Consider the following 16,339-nt stretch of genomic DNA (forward strand, 5'->3'; position numbering starts at 1 on the left):
TCCGACTGTTTAGATATAATCCCATATCAAACCTTATCGATGGCGAGCCATTTTAAGTCGCTTAAAAAACGCCTCGCCCGCCTTGAAACGGTGTTAATCTTCAAACTAAAGTCTTGCAAGGCGGAAATAAAAAACTCGCCCGACCTGTATATAAGCTAATTTCTTAAACTAACCCTTGCAGGTCAGAAATAAAAGAAACCAACCCAATCGGGAGCGAGCCACTGTAAGTCGCTTAATAAAACGTCTCGCCCGCCGTAAAACGACGTTTATTTCCAAAAATAACCTTTACACGGCGGAATTAAATTACACATCCAAATTTTGAACGTATTTTGCGTTTTTCTCTATAAATTCACGGCGTGGTTCTACCTTGTCGCCCATAAGGATTGTAAAGGTTTCGTCGGCGGCTTCTGCGTCGGAAAGCTCTACCTTCAGCATAAGACGTGTTTCCGGGTTCATTGTTGTTTCCCAGAGCTGTTCGGCGTCCATTTCACCAAGACCCTTGTATCTCTGAACCTCGGTTTTACCCTCGATTGATGCCAAAATTCTGTCACGCTCCACGTCGTCGTAGGCGTAGAAATGCTCCTGCTTTTTGCCTGAGCCCTTTGTAATTCTGAAAAGGGGAGGCTGAGCAATGTATATATGTCCCTGCTCTATAAGAGGACGCATAAATCTGAAGAAAAATGTCAAAAGCAAGGTTCTGATATGAGAGCCGTCAACGTCGGCATCAGCCATGATAATGACTTTTCCGTATCTCAATTTTTCTATGTCAAATTCGTCGCCGATACCGCATCCGAGAGCTGTGATAACAGGAGTCAGCTTGTCGTTTCCGTAAACCTTGTCAAGACGTGCCTTTTCAACGTTGAGCATCTTTCCCCAAAGGGGGAGAATTGCCTGAAAACGTCTGTCACGTCCGCCCTTTGCGGAACCGCCTGCGGAATCTCCCTCGACGATGTAAATTTCTGTAATTTGATTGTCGTTTGACTGACAGTCTGCAAGCTTGCCGGGAAGCTTTGTATTTTCAAGGGCAGTTTTTCTTCTGACACTTTCCCTTGCTTTTCTTGCGGCTTCTCTTGCTCGGGAAGAGGCGAGAGCCTTTTCAAAAATAACCTTGGCCACGCCCGGATTTTCTTCAAGGTAAGCTGAAAGCTTGTCGCTTATAAGCTTATCCACCATTGTTCTGATTTCCGTATTGCCAAGCTTTGCCTTTGTCTGTCCCTCAAACTCAGCTTCCTTGAGCTTTACGCTGATTATAGCTGTAAGTCCCTCACGAACGTCCTCACCGGTGAGATTTTTGTCGGTGTCTTTAAGCTTGTTAAACTTTCTTGCATAGTCGTTCATAACCCTTGTGAGGGCACGCTTAAAACCTTCCTCGTGAGTACCGCCGTCGGTTGTGTGAATGTTGTTTGCGAAAGACAAAATAAACTCATTGTAGCTGTCGTTGTACTGCATTGCAACCTCAACGGAAGCAGTGTCGTCCTCGTTAGTTGCGGCAAAGTACATAACAGACGGATGAATAACATCAAGAGATTTTTTTCTGTGAATATACTCAACAAAGCTCTTGATACCGCCCTCGTAAACAAAGTTGTTTGTTATTATGTTTTCAGGGTCTCTCTTGTCGGAAAGCTCGATATGCACTCCGGCATTGAGGAAAGCCTGTTCTCTAAGTCTTTTTTCAAGAATTTCGTAATCGTAAACGTCGGTTTCCTGGAAAATTTCATTGTCCGCCTTAAAGGTAACCGTTGTACCTCTGTCGGTGGATTTTCCGATTATCTTAATATCGTCGGTCTGTTTTCCTCTTTCAAATCTCTGGAAATACAAGTCCTCTCCGTCGCAGACCTTTACTTCAAGCCAAGTTGAAAGGGCGTTTACAACAGACGCACCAACTCCGTGGAGACCTCCGGAAACCTTATAGCCGCCTCCGCCGAACTTACCGCCGGCATGAAGCACGGTGAAAACAACCGTAACGGCTGAAAGACCTGTTTTTCTGTTTATGCCTACAGGTATACCACGTCCGTTATCCTTAACCTCTATTACGTTTCCCGGCAGAATTGACACATCTATTTTTGTGCAGTATCCGGCTAAAGCCTCGTCGATTGCGTTGTCCACAATCTCATATACAAGGTGGTGAAGACCCTTAGGGCCGGTTGAACCGATATACATACCGGGACGTTTTCTAACCGCCTCAAGACCTTCCAAAACCTGTATTTCGTCAGCGCCGTATTCGTTTTCTACTTTGGTTATTTCGCTGCTGTTAATGTTGTTTGTTTCGTTTAATTCCAAAATTTTGCCCTCCTTTGACAGGACTTGCTATTATTCGACAAACGCTGTTTTTCTTTCATTTTTTCTTCTTTGACTCATTCGATAACTTTTGTTCTGTCTTTTTTATTTTCTTGAAATCTATAAAAAACGGAACGAATATAAATCCTAAGATTACATACGCCACCGTGGAAATAAGTAGTGGGGTAAGGTTTAAAGAATTCAGGTTGTTGAGAATAATCAAATTTGTCACAACAGCCAGTATGAGAACAATCGCCCCCAAAACGACCATTCCCCTTAATCTTTTTACTTTAAATTCCTTTTTGCAGTGATAGCAAACTTGAACTTTTTCTTTTTTGTTTAATTTTCTTACTTTATTGTATCTGTATATGGTATGACAATAGGGACAAACAGGCAATTTGAACATTTTATATCACCTTGATTTTCTTTTGTTTGCGGCTCTTCTTTGAGCTCTTTCTTGTTTTTTTGTCTGTTCAAGGGTTTTAAGTCTTTCGCAGACAACGTCCCTGTATTTAAGATAAGGCTTTAATTTTATATAAAAAGGAATCAACAGATAGAATAACACCATTGGCAGAAAGCTTAAAGCCACCAGTGTTATATTGTCTGTGCTTTGAAAAATCATATTGATAATTATAATCAAAAGTGAAATAAGCAGAGCCGCAAGAAAAACCTTTTTAAGCTTTTGGCTTACACTTATTTTAGACTCTCTTTTACAGCTGCTGCAAACATAGTCGCACTTTGATTTTATCACAAAAGCTCTGAAATAAGGTACTTTTTTCCCGCAGTAGGGACAAGTTGCCAGCTTCATTTTAACATATCCTTTCTCAGCCCGTTGTTCCTTTTCAGTAAGGTTCGGCTTGAAATCTGACTGATATACACAGTGGTTTTATTATTTTCTGAACAAACAATAAATGACTTGGGGAGCTCCGTGGAAACATTTATAACATTTCCCGCCTTTTCGGCTTTTGTCAGATAATCCCTTGTGTTTTTCGATATAGTGGTGGTATCAAGGTCAAAAATTCCTAAAATGCTTTTTGTTGTGACCACCGTATTTTCACCGAGATGCAAATACATTCAGTCTCCGCCTTTCACGTATTTAGTCACAGCGAGGACATAAGGCGCACCTTACCTCTGTCTATTTTAAATATCCTACCGTTTTTAAGCTGTTCTTTGTTTGACTCTTCACAGCAGGTTATAAACACCTGATAATTTTCCGTTTTGTTTAGTAAATAATCCTGACGGCTGTTGTCAAGCTCAGACAAAACATCGTCAAGCAAAACTATAGGATTTTCACCGGTTATTTCACGATGAAGCCTTGCTTCCGCCAGCTTTAAAGACAAAACCGTGCTTCTTTGCTGACCCTGCGAGCCGAAATTCCTTGCTGAAACTCCGTTTATCTCCATATTTACGTCATCTCTGTGGGGGCCGGTTCCCGTATATCCTCTCATCAAATCCTCTTTTACTCCGGCTCTTAATTTTTTCAACATTTCTTCCGCCAACTGTTGAGAAGTCAGGTTTTCTGTTTCAAAATTCGTGTCATAGGTTATCTTTAAGACTTCTCTTCCCGAGGATATTCCATGGTGATATTCTTCCGCACACAAATTCAATTTCTTAATATAGTCAATTCTCTCTTTAATCAGCAGTCCTCCGAGACTGCAAAGTGCGGTATCCCAAATTTCCAGAGTTTCCATAAGCTCACGGTGCTTTGGTATATCTTTAAGCAAAGCGTTTCGCTGGTTTAATGTTTTGTTGTATTTTCCCAAAACGGACGCATATTTTACCTTTTGTCTGCAAATTGCGCTGTCTATAAATTTTCTCCTAAAGGCAGGGCCGCTTTTCACAAGGGTCAAATCCTCGGGAGAAAACACCACAGCGCCGGTTTTTTCCACCAGCTCGGCGGAAGATTTAGGTATAGCGTTTATAAGTATTTCTTTTTTGTCTTTTTTATTCTGTGTGGGATAAAAGTTTATCTGCACATTCTGAACACGGTTTTGTGAGTAAAATTCCGCATAAAGCCGGGCTTTTTCACTGTTAAAGCCCACAAGCTCGCTGTCCTTTGCGCCTCTGAAAGAGTGGGCGCCGCACAAAACCCAAACCGCCTCTAAAAGATTGGTTTTACCCTGAGCGTTTTCACCGTAGATTACATTTACTTTTTCTCCCGGCTCGATAAATCCGTCCTCAAGATTTCTAAATCCTTTAAAGTTCAGTTTTAAAAGCTTCAACTTTTACACACCTCAACAGTAACTCCATTGCATACGGCGGTATCGCCCTCACGCATTTTTTTGCCTCTCATTGTGCAGACCTCACCGTTTACTGTAACCTGGCCGCCCTGAATCATAACCTTGGCGTGGCCGCCTGTTTCCGCAGCTCCTGCAAACTTCAGCAAATTATCCAGACGGATAAACTCCTCCCCGTCCTTCAGCTCAATTTTTTCATATCTCATAAATAATTAACACACCATCTTTCTTTTATACCCGCACAAGACCTTGGAGGACGCTGTCCTCCAAACCACCTGCAAAAGGAACCGATATCCCCTTTGAATCCCAAAATTTTGATTTGATAATATATAAAAATTACGCCAATCTCATTGGAACTACCAAGAACAGGAATGAATCTCCGGATACAGGTTTTACAATCATAGGGGAGAGGCCGCCGTTTATCACAAGTCTAACCTCGTCTGTGTCGGCATTTTTAAGTGCGTCAAGCAGATATTTATGATTAAAACCGATGGTTACATCGTTTCCGGCAATGGTTGTTCTCAAAACATCAGTTGCTTTTCCCACTGCGGTTGAGCAGGAAAGTCTGATTTCATCACCTGTAAAGGTGCATTTAACAGGGCTTTGAATTTTTTCGCTGGTGATAAGAGCCATTCTTTCAACAGCGCTTATCAAAACTCTTGTGTTTATATTTACAACTGTTTCTTCACCCTTAGGAATTGTGGTTTCGTAATCAAGGAATGTTCCCTCGATAAGTCTTGAAATTATGGAATATTCCTTAACCTTGAACATTACATGTCTTTCGCCAACAATTATTGAAACCATTTCCTCTTCGTCATTGCCCAAAAGCTTTAAAAACTCTGACTGGGTTTTTCCCGGAATAACAAACCTTGTGTCACGGTCATAGTCGATAGCTTCTGTTCTGATAGCCATTCTGAAACCGTCAACTGCTACAATTCTCAGGTTTTTGTTTAAAATCTCAAAGAGAGAACCTGTATAGATAGCCTTAGCGTTGTTTTCAGACACAGCGTAAATGGTTTGCTTTATCATATTTTTGATAAGACCTTCTTTTATTATAATCTCATCTGTTGTTTCAAAGGTAGGAAGGTCAGGAAATTCAACGGAGCTAATACCTACAATCTGGTAATCAGCCTGTCCGCTGGTTATATATGTTATAAGTCTTTCGTCTGTTTCCATTGTGACAACTTCTTCAGGAAGCTTTCTCACAATTTCAGAAAAAAGTCTTGCCGAAACAACTATTTCTCCCGGTGTAAGCACGGAAGCTTCTATTTTAGTGGTTATTCCTATTTCCAAATCATAAGCTGAAAGGATAATATGTCCTTCTTTTGCTCTTATAAGTATTCCTTCAAGGGCAGGAATTGTTGTTTTGCTTGAAACCGCTCTTGAAACATTGGTTACAGCGTTGGCAAGATCTGTTCTTGAACAGTTAAACTTCATTGTTTTTATCTCTCCTTCTGTTTCAACATTCCTAAGAGGCTGCAGGCCTCTTTCATATCATATGATATGTTATGATTATGATTAAATTAGAGTAGTAGTAGTAGGGGGTGTTGAAATGTTTAAGACTAAAAAAAATTAAGTATTCATCGAAAAAATTCAAGTAAAAATTTTACTTCCTCGGATTTTGAGGAATGTTGAATACTTATCAACATTTCAACTTGTTTTCCACATATAAACAACGCGTTTAATTATGTGTGTTGAATGTTGAAACTTTTGTGGATAAAATAACCCCTTGTTTTTTCACAAATTCAGTCAAAAACGGTCATTATCTGTCTCGAATATTCTTGATAATGTCCTCTACTGTTTCTCTTACTTTTGAATCGTTTTTCATTTCGTCCTCAACCTGCTGAACGGTGTAGACAATTGTAGAATAATGTCTGTTGCCGAACTCTTCGCCGATTGCCACCATTGAAAGAGGAGTGAGCTCTCTTACAACATAGATTGCAATCTGACGTGCGTGGTTGATGTTTGCCTTTCTGCTCTTTTTGGAACGGATATCCTCGGGAGCAACTCCGAAAGTTCTTGCAACCTCGTCCACTATCTTCTCAACTGTAAGCTCCGGCGGAACATCGTTGTTGAGAATGTCGGAAATAATCTCCTGAACTGTGGCGATTGTCGGTCTTTCTCCGTTCAAAAGGCTCTTGGCTTTCAGCTTTTTAACTGTGCCTTCAAGCTGACGGATATTTGTCTTGATTTTTGAAGCGATAAACTCGCAAACCTCGTCCGGAATTTTAAGATCGAGGAGTTGTGCTTTTCTTTCTATAATAGCGATACGTGTTTCGATGTCCGGCGGCTGGATATCTGCCAAAAGTCCTGACTCAAAACGTGAACGCAGACGCTCGGAAAGAGTTTTTATCTCTTTCGGCGGACGGTCAGATGTCAAAACTATCTGTTTTTTGTCGTTGAAAAGAGTATCGAAGGTATGGAAGAACTCTTCCTGGGTTCTTTCCTTGCCGCCGATAAACTGAACGTCGTCGATTAAAAGAACATCTGTCTGTCTGTATTTCTGACGGAACTCAGCGGTTCTGTTCATCTGAATGGATTCGATGAGTTCGTTTGTAAAGTCGTCGCCCTTTATATAAAGTATATGGCTTTCAGGGTGAGTCTTTTTAATATCGTTGCCGATAGCCAGCAAAAGGTGGGTTTTTCCAAGACCTGAATTTCCGTAAAGGAATAAAGGGTTGTAAGCCCCTGCCGGATTTGCGGCAACTGCCAAAGACGCCGCATGGGCGAACTTGTTTGAAGAACCTACAATAAAGGTGTCAAAGGTATACTCATAGTTTGTATCAAGGAAAGTATCCTCCGGTTCTTCTTTTTTTGTGTTGTTTTCTTCTCCAACTTCACTTGGAATTACGAATTTGACGGTAAAGCCGATTCCAAAAACGGCGTTGAATGCTTCATTGAGCAATACCGTATAACATCTTATGAGGGTTTGGCGATGAAAATCATTTGGAACCAGCAAAATTGCTTCGCCTTTTTCGAAATCGAGATTTTTGGGAACAATTCTGCTAATCCATGTTTTGTAGGCAACATCTGTAATCTTAGTTTTACAGTAATCGCATATGATTTCCCATGCCTCGTTAAAGGATTCCATATAATACCTCCAATATTATTTTTAGTCGCACTTATTAAGCCGAAAAAAAGCGTATTTTTTCTTTCGGTTTTTTCTGTGCATATAAAAAGCGGAAAAAAGGCGATACCCCTCCACTATTTCTCATAATATATTGTAGCAAAAAAAATTTACCTTGTAAACTTATTTTTCAATTTTTTTCAAGGGGGTATAAGCTTTAAGATATAGGAAAAACGGGGTTAAATTTTGAAATTTTTATTGAAAGCTTAAAAAATCACCGGCTTTAGAGGCTGATTTTTTCAAATAACCTGAAAAAAAGGGAAAAAATCTCATTTATACACAAAAAAATATTCTTTTTTTTGCCTTAAACAGTGGAAAAATCGAGGTAAAACCCTTGACGTATTTTTAAAAGTAATATATAATGCTAAGGTGCAAGGTTATGTATCCGAAGGGAGGATTTTTAAATGCTGAGAACTTACCAGCCAAAAAAGCTTCACAGAAAAAAAGAGCATGGCTTCAGAAAGAGAATGTCTGACAGAAACGGACGTAAAGTATTGGCTCGCAGAAGAGCAAAAGGCAGAAAGAGACTGACCTACTAATAAAAAATAAAGCTTAAAATACAGGCCACCGTTGAATGTGGTCTGTATTTTTAAAAATTATTATTTAGGCGAAGATAAGCGGCAGAGTTCTCTGCTGCTTAAACGTGCTTAAAAAAGTTTCCGGTTTAAGGTGATTTTAATGAGTGATGCCCTCACTTTAAAAGAAAAAAGAGAATTTTCCAGAGCTTATAAGAGAGGCAGATCTTTTGTAAGCCCTTTGCTTGTGACATATGTAATTAAAAATAATTCAAATAACCTGCGTTACGGAATCACTACCGGTAAAAAAATCGGAAAAGCTGTCCAAAGAAACAGAGCCAGAAGAGTGATAAGGGCGGCTTTTTATATGCTTGAGGGAAATCTCAAACAGGGGTACGACATTGTCTTTGTTGCCAGAGGCAAAACACCCTATGTAAAAAGCACGGAAGTTTTAAGTTGTATGCAAAGTCATTTGAAAACTGCGGGATTGATTATTGAAGACTAAAGGTCGCTTATTTAAGATTATAAAATTTCGGATTGTTTGGTTATTAAGACTTTGGTTATGAAACAGATTCTATTACAGCTTATAAAATTTTATAGGAAAAATATTTCTCCAAGGACTTCTCCTAAGTGCAAATATTATCCCACTTGTTCCCAGTACGGACTGGAAGCTATAGAGCGTTTCGGCGCTTTTAAAGGAAGCCTTCTCACCGTTTGGAGAATTTTAAGATGTAATCCTTTTTCAAAGGGCGGGTATGACCCCGTTCCGGAAAAGAAAAATGAAAAAAGGAAAAGCTAAATGTGAGGTAGTTTAACCATGATGCAAATTTTTAACTACATTGGTTTTATACTGGGCTACTTGCTGTGGTGGCCTTTGCTTATCGTTAAGAACTTCGGTATAGCGATTATTATCTTTACATTGATTATTAAGATAATCACATTCCCGTTTTCTATTAAACAGCAAAAATCTATGGCGGCTAACCAGAAGCTTCAGGAAAAACAGAAGCTTTTGAGAGAAAAGTACGGAAACGACAGAAACAAGCTTAATCAGGAAATGCAGAAGCTTTACGAGAAAGAGAACACCTCTCCTATGAGCGGATGTATTACTTCCATTTTGCCTATGCTTGTACTTTTGGGCGTTTTCTACAGTGTTGCCTATCCTCTTACAAATACACTGCATCTTTCATCGGATTCAGTAAACCAGGCTATTGACTTTATGAATTCCATTCCGGGACTTCAGCAATCGTCAAACGCATTCTACAGACAGATTGAATTTGTAAATATATTCCCTGCAATTCAGAATTCAAGCTTTGTTCAGGAAATTTTCTCTGCTTCAGAGATTGCAAACATTTCCATGTTTAACCAGAGCTTTAATTTGCTGGGCTTTGACCTTTTGTCAACTCCAAGTGTTGCCGGCGGAATTTATTATGCAATTCCTGTTTTGTGTCTTTTGACTTCAATCGGTTCACAGTTCTTACTTACAAAGATACAGGGAAATCAGATGCAGGGATGCATGAAGGTTATGCTTTTTGTGCTGCCTCTTTTCTCAGCATGGATTGCTCTCAATGTGCCTTCAGCCGTTGGTTTTTACTGGATTGTATCAACCGTACTCAGTTTTGTTCAGACACTTGTGCTTCAAAAATTCTATAACGCTACAAAAATGGGCGGAAAGATGGAAGCTCAGCATGTTGCACTGCTCCGTTTACAGGAGAAAAATGCTCAAAAGTTGCAGTAAAACAGCGAACAAAACAAATATTTTTTAAATAGGAAATTTATCCGAGCATTCGGATTATATACAGAAAGAAATTTAAAATCTGAAATTCATAAATTCATGATTTGTTCCGAGAAGGTGAAATTTTGATTAAGGAAGCTATCGGAGTAGGAGCAACTGTGGATGAAGCAAGAGAAAACGCTTGCAGAGAACTCGGCGTAGAAACCTTTGAAACCGAGTTTGAAATCCTCAAAATGCCCGAAAAGAAGAAATTAGGATTATTTGGCGGCAGCCCTGCCAAGGTAAGAGTTTACATAGAGATCAGCCCTGTTGATACAGCAGTTGAGTATCTCAAAAATGTGCTCGACGCTATGGGGGCTAAAAATCTTACAGTAGAAAAACATGACAAGGAAGACGGTGTAGAAATCTCCATCGAGGGAGAAGACGTAGGGTACGTTATCGGCAGAAGAGGGGAAACTTTGGACGCATTGCAGTATCTTACCGGACTTGTTGCAAATCATGTTGACAACAACTATTACAGAATTACTCTGAATACAGGAAACTACAGAGAAAAGAGAGAGGAAACTCTCGCTATTTTGGGCAGAAAACTTGCCTTTAAAGCTGTTAAAACCGGTTCAAAAACCTCTTTGGAGCCTATGAACCCTTATGAGAGAAGAATAATTCATACAGCGGTTCAGAAAGTAAACGGCGCAATATCCTGGAGTGAGGGAGAAAACGCCGCCCGCCACGTGGTAATCGGTCCGGATCCAAAAGCACCGAAGCCACAGCGCAGAAATCAGAGAGGCGGAAAGTACGGTCAGAAAGGCCGTTATAATAAGTTCTCCGGTTCTAAAAGGGGCAGCTTTGATAAAAAGCGCACCGACACAGACAAGCCGGCAGTAGAGCGCAAGCCTTTAAACGAAGGCGGAGCAACCGGACTTTACGGCAGAATTGATAAATAATTATTAAGGACGGAGATGAAAAACATTTCCGTCCTTATTTTTTAATTCCGCCGTGTTTTTTATATCCGCCGTGGGAAGGGTTTGTTTTAAAGGTTGGATTGTGCGCACGGCGGGTCAAAGGGTTGGTTTTACGTTTTGGAGTGGTTATCTCTGAGTTAGAATATTATACTATTATATTTAATATAAATATATATATTCAAATAGGAAATATCAGAAGTATATAATAAACGATTATTTAGAGAGAATATTAAAGTGTGAAATTTAGTGTTTCACGTGAAACATTGTATTTGATTTTTATTGACAGATTAGCCCTATTAGTGAAAGAATATAGATGAGAAACAAATAAATAGATAATAAAACTGTTTCACGTGAAACAAAAAAGTCAAATAAGAGCGAGCCATTCAAAAAATAAGAAAAAGGTTTCGCCCGACCTGGAATGATGTTAATTTTAAGAATAGGCTTTTGCAGGTCGGAAATAAAAATCTTCGTCAGGAAAAGGAAGTTTAAACCGCCGCATAAAAGAGGTTTTCCGACAGATGAACCTGTCCAAGGCGGAAATAAAAGAGACGGAATTAAAAATAAGAAAGGAAAATATTATGAATGAGTTTGATACTGTTGCGGCTATAAGTACGGCGCAGGGTGCCGGCGGTATAGGCGTTATAAGAATTTCCGGCGACAGTGCCGTTGAAATTGCAGATAAAGTTTTTAAATCAGCAGGCGGAAAGAAGCTTTCAGAACTTAAAGGTTATACCGCACTTTACGGAAAGGTGTACGACGGGGAACAGTGTATCGACGAGGTTGTTTCACTTGTTTTCAAAGCCCCTCACAGCTATACCGGAGAGGATGTTGTGGAGATTTCCTGCCACGGCGGAATTTTTGTAACCCGTGAGGTTTTGAGAACTGTTTTGAAAAACGGCGCAAGACTTGCCGAAGCCGGAGAATTTACAAAAAGAGCTTTCCTGAACGGAAAAACAGATTTGACAGAAGCTGAATCAGTAATGGATATAATCGGCGCAAAAAGCCGAGCTGCCGCAAGAGCTGCGCTTTCCGTTCGTGAAGGAGCTTTGAGAAAGAGAATAGACAAGGTAAAAGAGGATATCTTAACCAGAACAGCACATTTGCAGGCTTGGGCAGATTATCCCGAGGAGGATATTCCGGAAGTTTCTTTTGAAGCATTGGAAAACAGCATAAAGGAGTCTGAAAAGGAACTCAATGACCTTTTGAAAACCTATGATGTAGGACAGGCGGTAAAAGAGGGTATTGACACAGTAATTGTTGGAAGACCGAATGTAGGAAAGTCAACAATAATGAATCTCCTTGCCGGCTGTGAAAAGAGCATTGTCACAGAAATTCCGGGAACAACCAGAGATATCATAGAAGAAACTGTGGTTTTGGGCGATGTTATTTTAAGACTCAGCGACACCGCCGGAATAAGAGATACCGACAACAAGGTTGAACAGATAGGTGTTTCAAGGGCAAAGGAGAGAATAAAAAACTGCGGACTTGTTTTAGCTGTCTTTGACAACTCATCAAAGCTCAACGATGACGACATGGAGCTTTTAGAAGAACTGAAAGGAACTCCATGTATTGCAGTTGTAAACAAGACCGACCTTGAAAAAGAACTGGACGACAACATTATAAAGGACTATGTAAAGAAGATAGTCTACATTTCAGCCGCCAACAACACAGGACTTGAAAGTCTTACAGAAGCAGTAACGGAAATCTGCGGAGCTGAAAACTTTGACCCATCCCAGGGAATACTTTCCAACGAAAGACAAAGGGACGCTGTATTAAATTCTTTAAAATCCTTAAAAGAAGCGAAAGAAGCCTTAGAAATGGGAATGACCTACGATGCAGTTACAGTTTCCCTTGAGGATGCAATCTCCTGCATCTTGGAGCTGACCGGCGAGCGAGTAAGCGAAACTGTAGTAGACCGAGTATTCCACAACTTCTGTGTCGGCAAATGATTTTTAGCTCCGCCTTGGATGACTTTTCTATGGCAGTCACCGTTCGTTTGTGCGGCGGGTAAGAGTTTGATTTATTATTGGGCATAGCTATTCTCTTTTTTAACTCTGCTTTTTTTTAGTTCTGCCTTGGATGACTTTGCATTGTCAGTTGGTGCACGTTATGGGTTGGGCGAGTGTTTGTTTCATTATTTAGAGTGGCTATTCTCGCAATTAAGTTTTTTATTAACATTGTATTAAAGAAATGTTGATAAAAAATCGATTTAAAATCAGCGATGTTACTTTGTAAAAAATAAACCTCAGCCGTAGGGGCGGATTGAAATATCCGCCCGGTCGCAGTAGGGTTTATGATAAAAATAAGTCAGGTTATTAAGATAATTTTAATTTAAAGATGAACCAAATCCACATTTATTAAAAAATATTTTGTGGGTTTGGTTTTGTTATATGACATCATCTTTGTAAATGGACATAGTTTTATCATTTACCGTTGTATTACCGGGCGGATATATAATCCGCCCCTACAAATATTATTCTATAAAAGAATTATAGTAAATAAAAGTTTCCACATTGTATTGAAGCAATGTGGAAAAAATTTTAAATAACAAAAAAGAAAGCTAACTGAGAGCGAACCATTCCAAAGATTGCAGAAAAGGTCTCGCCCGCCTTGGAACGAAAGTTGATTTATACTTTAACCTCTGCAAGGCGGAAATAAAAAATACGGATATAAAATTATTGATTAAAAAACATTTTTGTTGTATGATTGTGTAAGTAAAAAAGTTAAATGAGAGAGAGCCATTCTAAAGATTAAGGAAAAGGTCTCGCCCGCCTTGAAACGACGTTTATTTTTAAATTAAACCTTTGCAAGGCGGATATAAAATAAAAGGAGAGTAGAGGATGAATTATTTTGGTGGAAGTTATGATGTGGCTGTAATTGGTGCAGGTCACGCCGGAATTGAAGCAGCACTTGCTGCTGCAAGGCTTGGCTGTAATACAGTTGTGTTTACAATAAATCTTGACGCCGTGGGCAACTGCCCCTGCAATCCCTCTATCGGAGGTACAGCTAAGGGTCACCTTGTACGTGAGGTTGATGCTTTGGGCGGTGAGATGGGAAAGACCGCAGATGAAAGCCTTTTGCAGATGCGTATGCTCAATAGAGGCAAAGGCCCTGCCGTTCACTCTTTGAGAGCACAGATTGACCGCCGCCAATATGCTCAGATAATGAAACACAAGCTGGAGCTTCAGCCGAACCTTGAATTGAAGCAGGCTGAAATAGTTTCAATTAAGAAATCCGATGATTTTGAAAATGACGGTATGTGGGTTCTTGAAACAAGAATGAACGCAGAAATTTATGCCAAAACCGTTATTATAGCAACAGGAACATTTTTGGGCGGCAAAATATTTATCGGTGAGGTTTCCTATGAGAGCGGCCCGGACGGAATTTTCCCGGCAACATTTTTGGGTCAGAGCCTTAAAGAATTGGGACTTCCCCTTAGAAGATTTAAAACAGGAACTCCTGCACGAGTGCTTAAAAGAAGCATAGATTTTTCCGACTTGGAGGTTCAGGAGGGCGACGAGCCTGTTATTCCTTTTTCCTATGAAACAGAAGAGGGAAGCCTTGAAAATAAGGTTGTCTGCCATGTAAGCTGGACAAACCTTGAAACAAAAAAGATTATCTTGGACAATATCCACCGTTCACCACTTTACGGAGGAAAGATTGAGGGTGTAGGCCCACGTTACTGCCCGAGCCTTGAAGATAAGATTGTAAGATTTTCAGAAAAGGAAAGACACCAGCTTTTCATAGAACCATGCGGAATTGATACAGAGGAAATGTACTTGCAGGGAATGTCCTCGTCATTGCCGGAGGAGGTTCAGCTTAAATTTTATCATTCCATAAAGGGACTTGAAAACGCTGTTATAATGCGTCCGGCTTACGCCATTGAATACGACTGCGTTGACCCGCTGGCAATGAACGCAACACTGGAATTTAAGGATTTTCCGGGACTGTACGGAGCAGGACAGTTCAACGGTTCAAGCGGATATGAAGAGGCGGCAGCTCAGGGACTTGTTGCAGGTATCAACGCAGCAATGAAGGTTTTGGGAAAAGAAAGCCTTGTGCTTGACCGTGCTTCCTCATATATAGGAACACTTATAGACGATCTTGTAACAAAGGGAGCAAACGATCCATACAGAATGATGACATCCCGAAGCGAATACAGACTTATTCTCCGTCAGGACAACGCCGACGAAAGACTTACACCAATCGGCAGAAAGATAGGACTTGTAACCGACAGCCGCTGGGAAAGCTTTTTGGAAAGACAGAAAATCAAGGCTGAGGAGATGAAGAGAATAGAAAAGGTTGTTTTCTCACCTTCAGAGGAGTTAAACAATATACTTGTTTCACGTGAAACATCTCCTGTAACCTCAGGTGTAAGAATGATAGACCTTTTGAAAAGACCGCAGATTGATTATAAATGCCTTGAATCTCTTGATACAGGAAGACCGAATATAAGCGAAAGCATATTCAGTCAGGTTGAAACCGAGATTAAGTACGAGGGTTATATTAAGAAGCAGATTGCCCAGGTTGAGCAGATGAGAAAGCTTGAAAGCAAAAAGCTTCCTACAGATGTGGACTATAAAACAATTATAGGCTTGAGACTTGAGGCTCAGGAAAAGCTCAATAAGGTAAAGCCATTGAATATAGGACAGGCTTCCAGAATTTCCGGAGTTTCTCCTGCTGATATAAGCGTTCTGCTTATTTGGCTTGCTCAGAGAAAAAACAGAAAAGCAGATAACTAAAGGTGAATCTATGAGTGAATTTACAGATATTTTAAAAGCAAGGGGAGAGGAAAACGAAATTGTATTTTCCGAAACCCAGCTTCAGCAGTTTGAAATATATTTTAAAACTCTGGTGGAATGGAACGAGTTTATGAACCTTACCGCCATAACCGATATGGACGGAGTGGCTTTAAAGCATTTTGTGGACAGCGTTATAATGCTGAAATATGCGGAAGTTCCTCAGAACTGCAAAATGGTTGACGTGGGAACCGGAGCGGGATTTCCATCTGTTCCACTGAAAATCATGCGGCCGGATATAGAGCTTACATTGCTTGATAGTCTTAATAAAAGACTTAAATTTTTAGCGGAGCTTTGCGAAAGGCTGGGTATTACCTGCGAGATAGTACATTCAAGAGCTGAGGACGGGGGAGCAACCGAAACCTATCACGAAAAATTTGATATGGCTGTTTCCCGAGCGGTTGCCGTCATGGAGAAGCTTTCCGGCTATTGTCTGCCCTTTGTAAAGAAAGGCGGAAGGCTGGTTGCTTTAAAAGGCCCTGCATTATCCGAGGAGCTTGAAAAGGGAAAAGCAGAAATTGAAAAGCACGGGGGAAAGGTTTCTGCCGTACATGAATACGAGCTGAAAGACGCAGGGGAAAGAACCATAGTTGAGGTTCAAAAAATAAGAAGCGTACCCGTTGCCAAAAAAGGCTCAAACAAAAAGAAGAAAAAAAGATAATGAAAAACCTTATGTCATTGATATTCAGCGGC

16 protein-coding genes are annotated in these 16,339 nt (G+C 40.2%); 8 read left to right on the forward strand and 8 right to left on the reverse strand.

Going from position 1 to position 16,339, the window contains the following annotated elements; all coding sequences use genetic code 11:
- Positions 1–303: 303 nt before the first annotated feature.
- The 8 genes from gyrB to dnaA all read right to left on the reverse strand — a co-directional run bounded on the left by gyrB (position 304) and on the right by dnaA (position 7,605).
- Positions 304–2,256 (reverse strand): DNA topoisomerase (ATP-hydrolyzing) subunit B, encoded by a 1,953-nt coding sequence (gyrB, locus tag B5F08_RS07800; RefSeq protein WP_087378114.1) that lies wholly within the window; start codon positions 2,254–2,256, stop codon positions 304–306.
- A 79-nt stretch (positions 2,257–2,335) separates the two neighbouring features.
- The gene (locus B5F08_RS07805; protein ID WP_087378056.1) at positions 2,336–2,683 is read right to left on the reverse strand and encodes a hypothetical protein; all 348 of its coding nucleotides are present in this window, start codon (positions 2,681–2,683) and stop codon (positions 2,336–2,338) included.
- 6 nt (positions 2,684–2,689) lie between these two features.
- Entirely contained in the window at positions 2,690–3,085 is a 396-nt protein-coding gene (locus B5F08_RS07810; RefSeq protein ID WP_087378059.1) for a hypothetical protein, read from the reverse strand.
- Positions 3,082–3,351 carry an extracellular matrix regulator RemB gene (remB, locus tag B5F08_RS07815; RefSeq protein WP_087378061.1) on the reverse strand — a complete coding sequence of 90 codons (270 nt, stop codon included), beginning with the start codon at positions 3,349–3,351 and terminating at the stop codon, positions 3,082–3,084. The genes B5F08_RS07810 and remB overlap by 4 nt, the downstream gene beginning before the upstream one ends.
- A 26-nt stretch (positions 3,352–3,377) precedes the next feature.
- On the reverse strand, positions 3,378–4,499 hold the full coding sequence (recF, locus tag B5F08_RS07820; RefSeq protein WP_087378063.1) for a DNA replication/repair protein RecF: 1,122 nt from the start codon (positions 4,497–4,499) through the stop codon (positions 3,378–3,380).
- Positions 4,496–4,720 carry an RNA-binding S4 domain-containing protein gene (locus B5F08_RS07825; RefSeq protein ID WP_087378065.1) on the reverse strand — a complete coding sequence of 75 codons (225 nt, stop codon included), beginning with the start codon at positions 4,718–4,720 and terminating at the stop codon, positions 4,496–4,498. The genes recF and B5F08_RS07825 overlap by 4 nt, the downstream gene beginning before the upstream one ends.
- Positions 4,721–4,850: 130 nt before the next feature.
- The gene (gene dnaN / locus B5F08_RS07830) at positions 4,851–5,951 is read right to left on the reverse strand and encodes a DNA polymerase III subunit beta (protein WP_087378067.1); all 1,101 of its coding nucleotides are present in this window, start codon (positions 5,949–5,951) and stop codon (positions 4,851–4,853) included.
- A gap of 325 nt (positions 5,952–6,276) precedes the next feature.
- Positions 6,277–7,605, reverse strand: coding sequence for a chromosomal replication initiator protein DnaA (gene dnaA / locus B5F08_RS07835; protein ID WP_087378069.1), 1,329 nt, complete (start codon positions 7,603–7,605; stop codon positions 6,277–6,279).
- Positions 7,606–8,045: 440 nt separating this feature from the next.
- Between dnaA and rpmH the strand changes: the two genes are divergently transcribed.
- The 8 genes from rpmH to rsmG all read left to right on the forward strand — a co-directional run bounded on the left by rpmH (position 8,046) and on the right by rsmG (position 16,307).
- Positions 8,046–8,180: a 50S ribosomal protein L34 gene (gene rpmH, locus B5F08_RS07840; RefSeq protein WP_087378071.1), complete on the forward strand. Its 135-nt coding sequence runs from the start codon at positions 8,046–8,048 to the stop codon at positions 8,178–8,180.
- 139 nt (positions 8,181–8,319) lie between these two features.
- A complete protein-coding gene (gene rnpA / locus B5F08_RS07845; protein WP_087378073.1) occupies positions 8,320–8,661 on the forward strand; it encodes a ribonuclease P protein component in 342 nt (113 codons plus the stop codon).
- A gap of 57 nt (positions 8,662–8,718) precedes the next feature.
- Positions 8,719–8,955: a membrane protein insertion efficiency factor YidD gene (yidD, locus tag B5F08_RS07850; protein WP_087378075.1), complete on the forward strand. Its 237-nt coding sequence runs from the start codon at positions 8,719–8,721 to the stop codon at positions 8,953–8,955.
- Positions 8,956–8,973: 18 nt separating this feature from the next.
- Positions 8,974–9,891, forward strand: coding sequence for a YidC/Oxa1 family membrane protein insertase (locus B5F08_RS07855; protein ID WP_087378077.1), 918 nt, complete (start codon positions 8,974–8,976; stop codon positions 9,889–9,891).
- Between the two features lie 122 nt (positions 9,892–10,013).
- Positions 10,014–10,829: an RNA-binding cell elongation regulator Jag/EloR gene (gene jag / locus B5F08_RS07860; protein ID WP_087378079.1), complete on the forward strand. Its 816-nt coding sequence runs from the start codon at positions 10,014–10,016 to the stop codon at positions 10,827–10,829.
- Between the two features lie 536 nt (positions 10,830–11,365).
- Positions 11,366–12,796 carry a tRNA uridine-5-carboxymethylaminomethyl(34) synthesis GTPase MnmE gene (gene mnmE / locus B5F08_RS07865; protein ID WP_242968356.1) on the forward strand — a complete coding sequence of 477 codons (1,431 nt, stop codon included), beginning with the start codon at positions 11,366–11,368 and terminating at the stop codon, positions 12,794–12,796.
- Between the two features lie 891 nt (positions 12,797–13,687).
- Positions 13,688–15,589, forward strand: coding sequence for a tRNA uridine-5-carboxymethylaminomethyl(34) synthesis enzyme MnmG (mnmG, locus tag B5F08_RS07870; protein WP_087378081.1), 1,902 nt, complete (start codon positions 13,688–13,690; stop codon positions 15,587–15,589).
- Positions 15,590–15,599: 10 nt separating this feature from the next.
- Positions 15,600–16,307, forward strand: a complete 708-nt coding sequence (gene rsmG, locus B5F08_RS07875) for a 16S rRNA (guanine(527)-N(7))-methyltransferase RsmG (RefSeq protein WP_087378083.1) — start codon at positions 15,600–15,602, stop codon at positions 16,305–16,307.
- Positions 16,308–16,339 lie beyond the last annotated feature (32 nt).

This window comes from Anaeromassilibacillus sp. An172 (assembly GCF_002160515.1).
In the GTDB taxonomy this organism is placed as follows: domain Bacteria; phylum Bacillota; class Clostridia; order Oscillospirales; family Acutalibacteraceae; genus Limousia; species Limousia pullorum.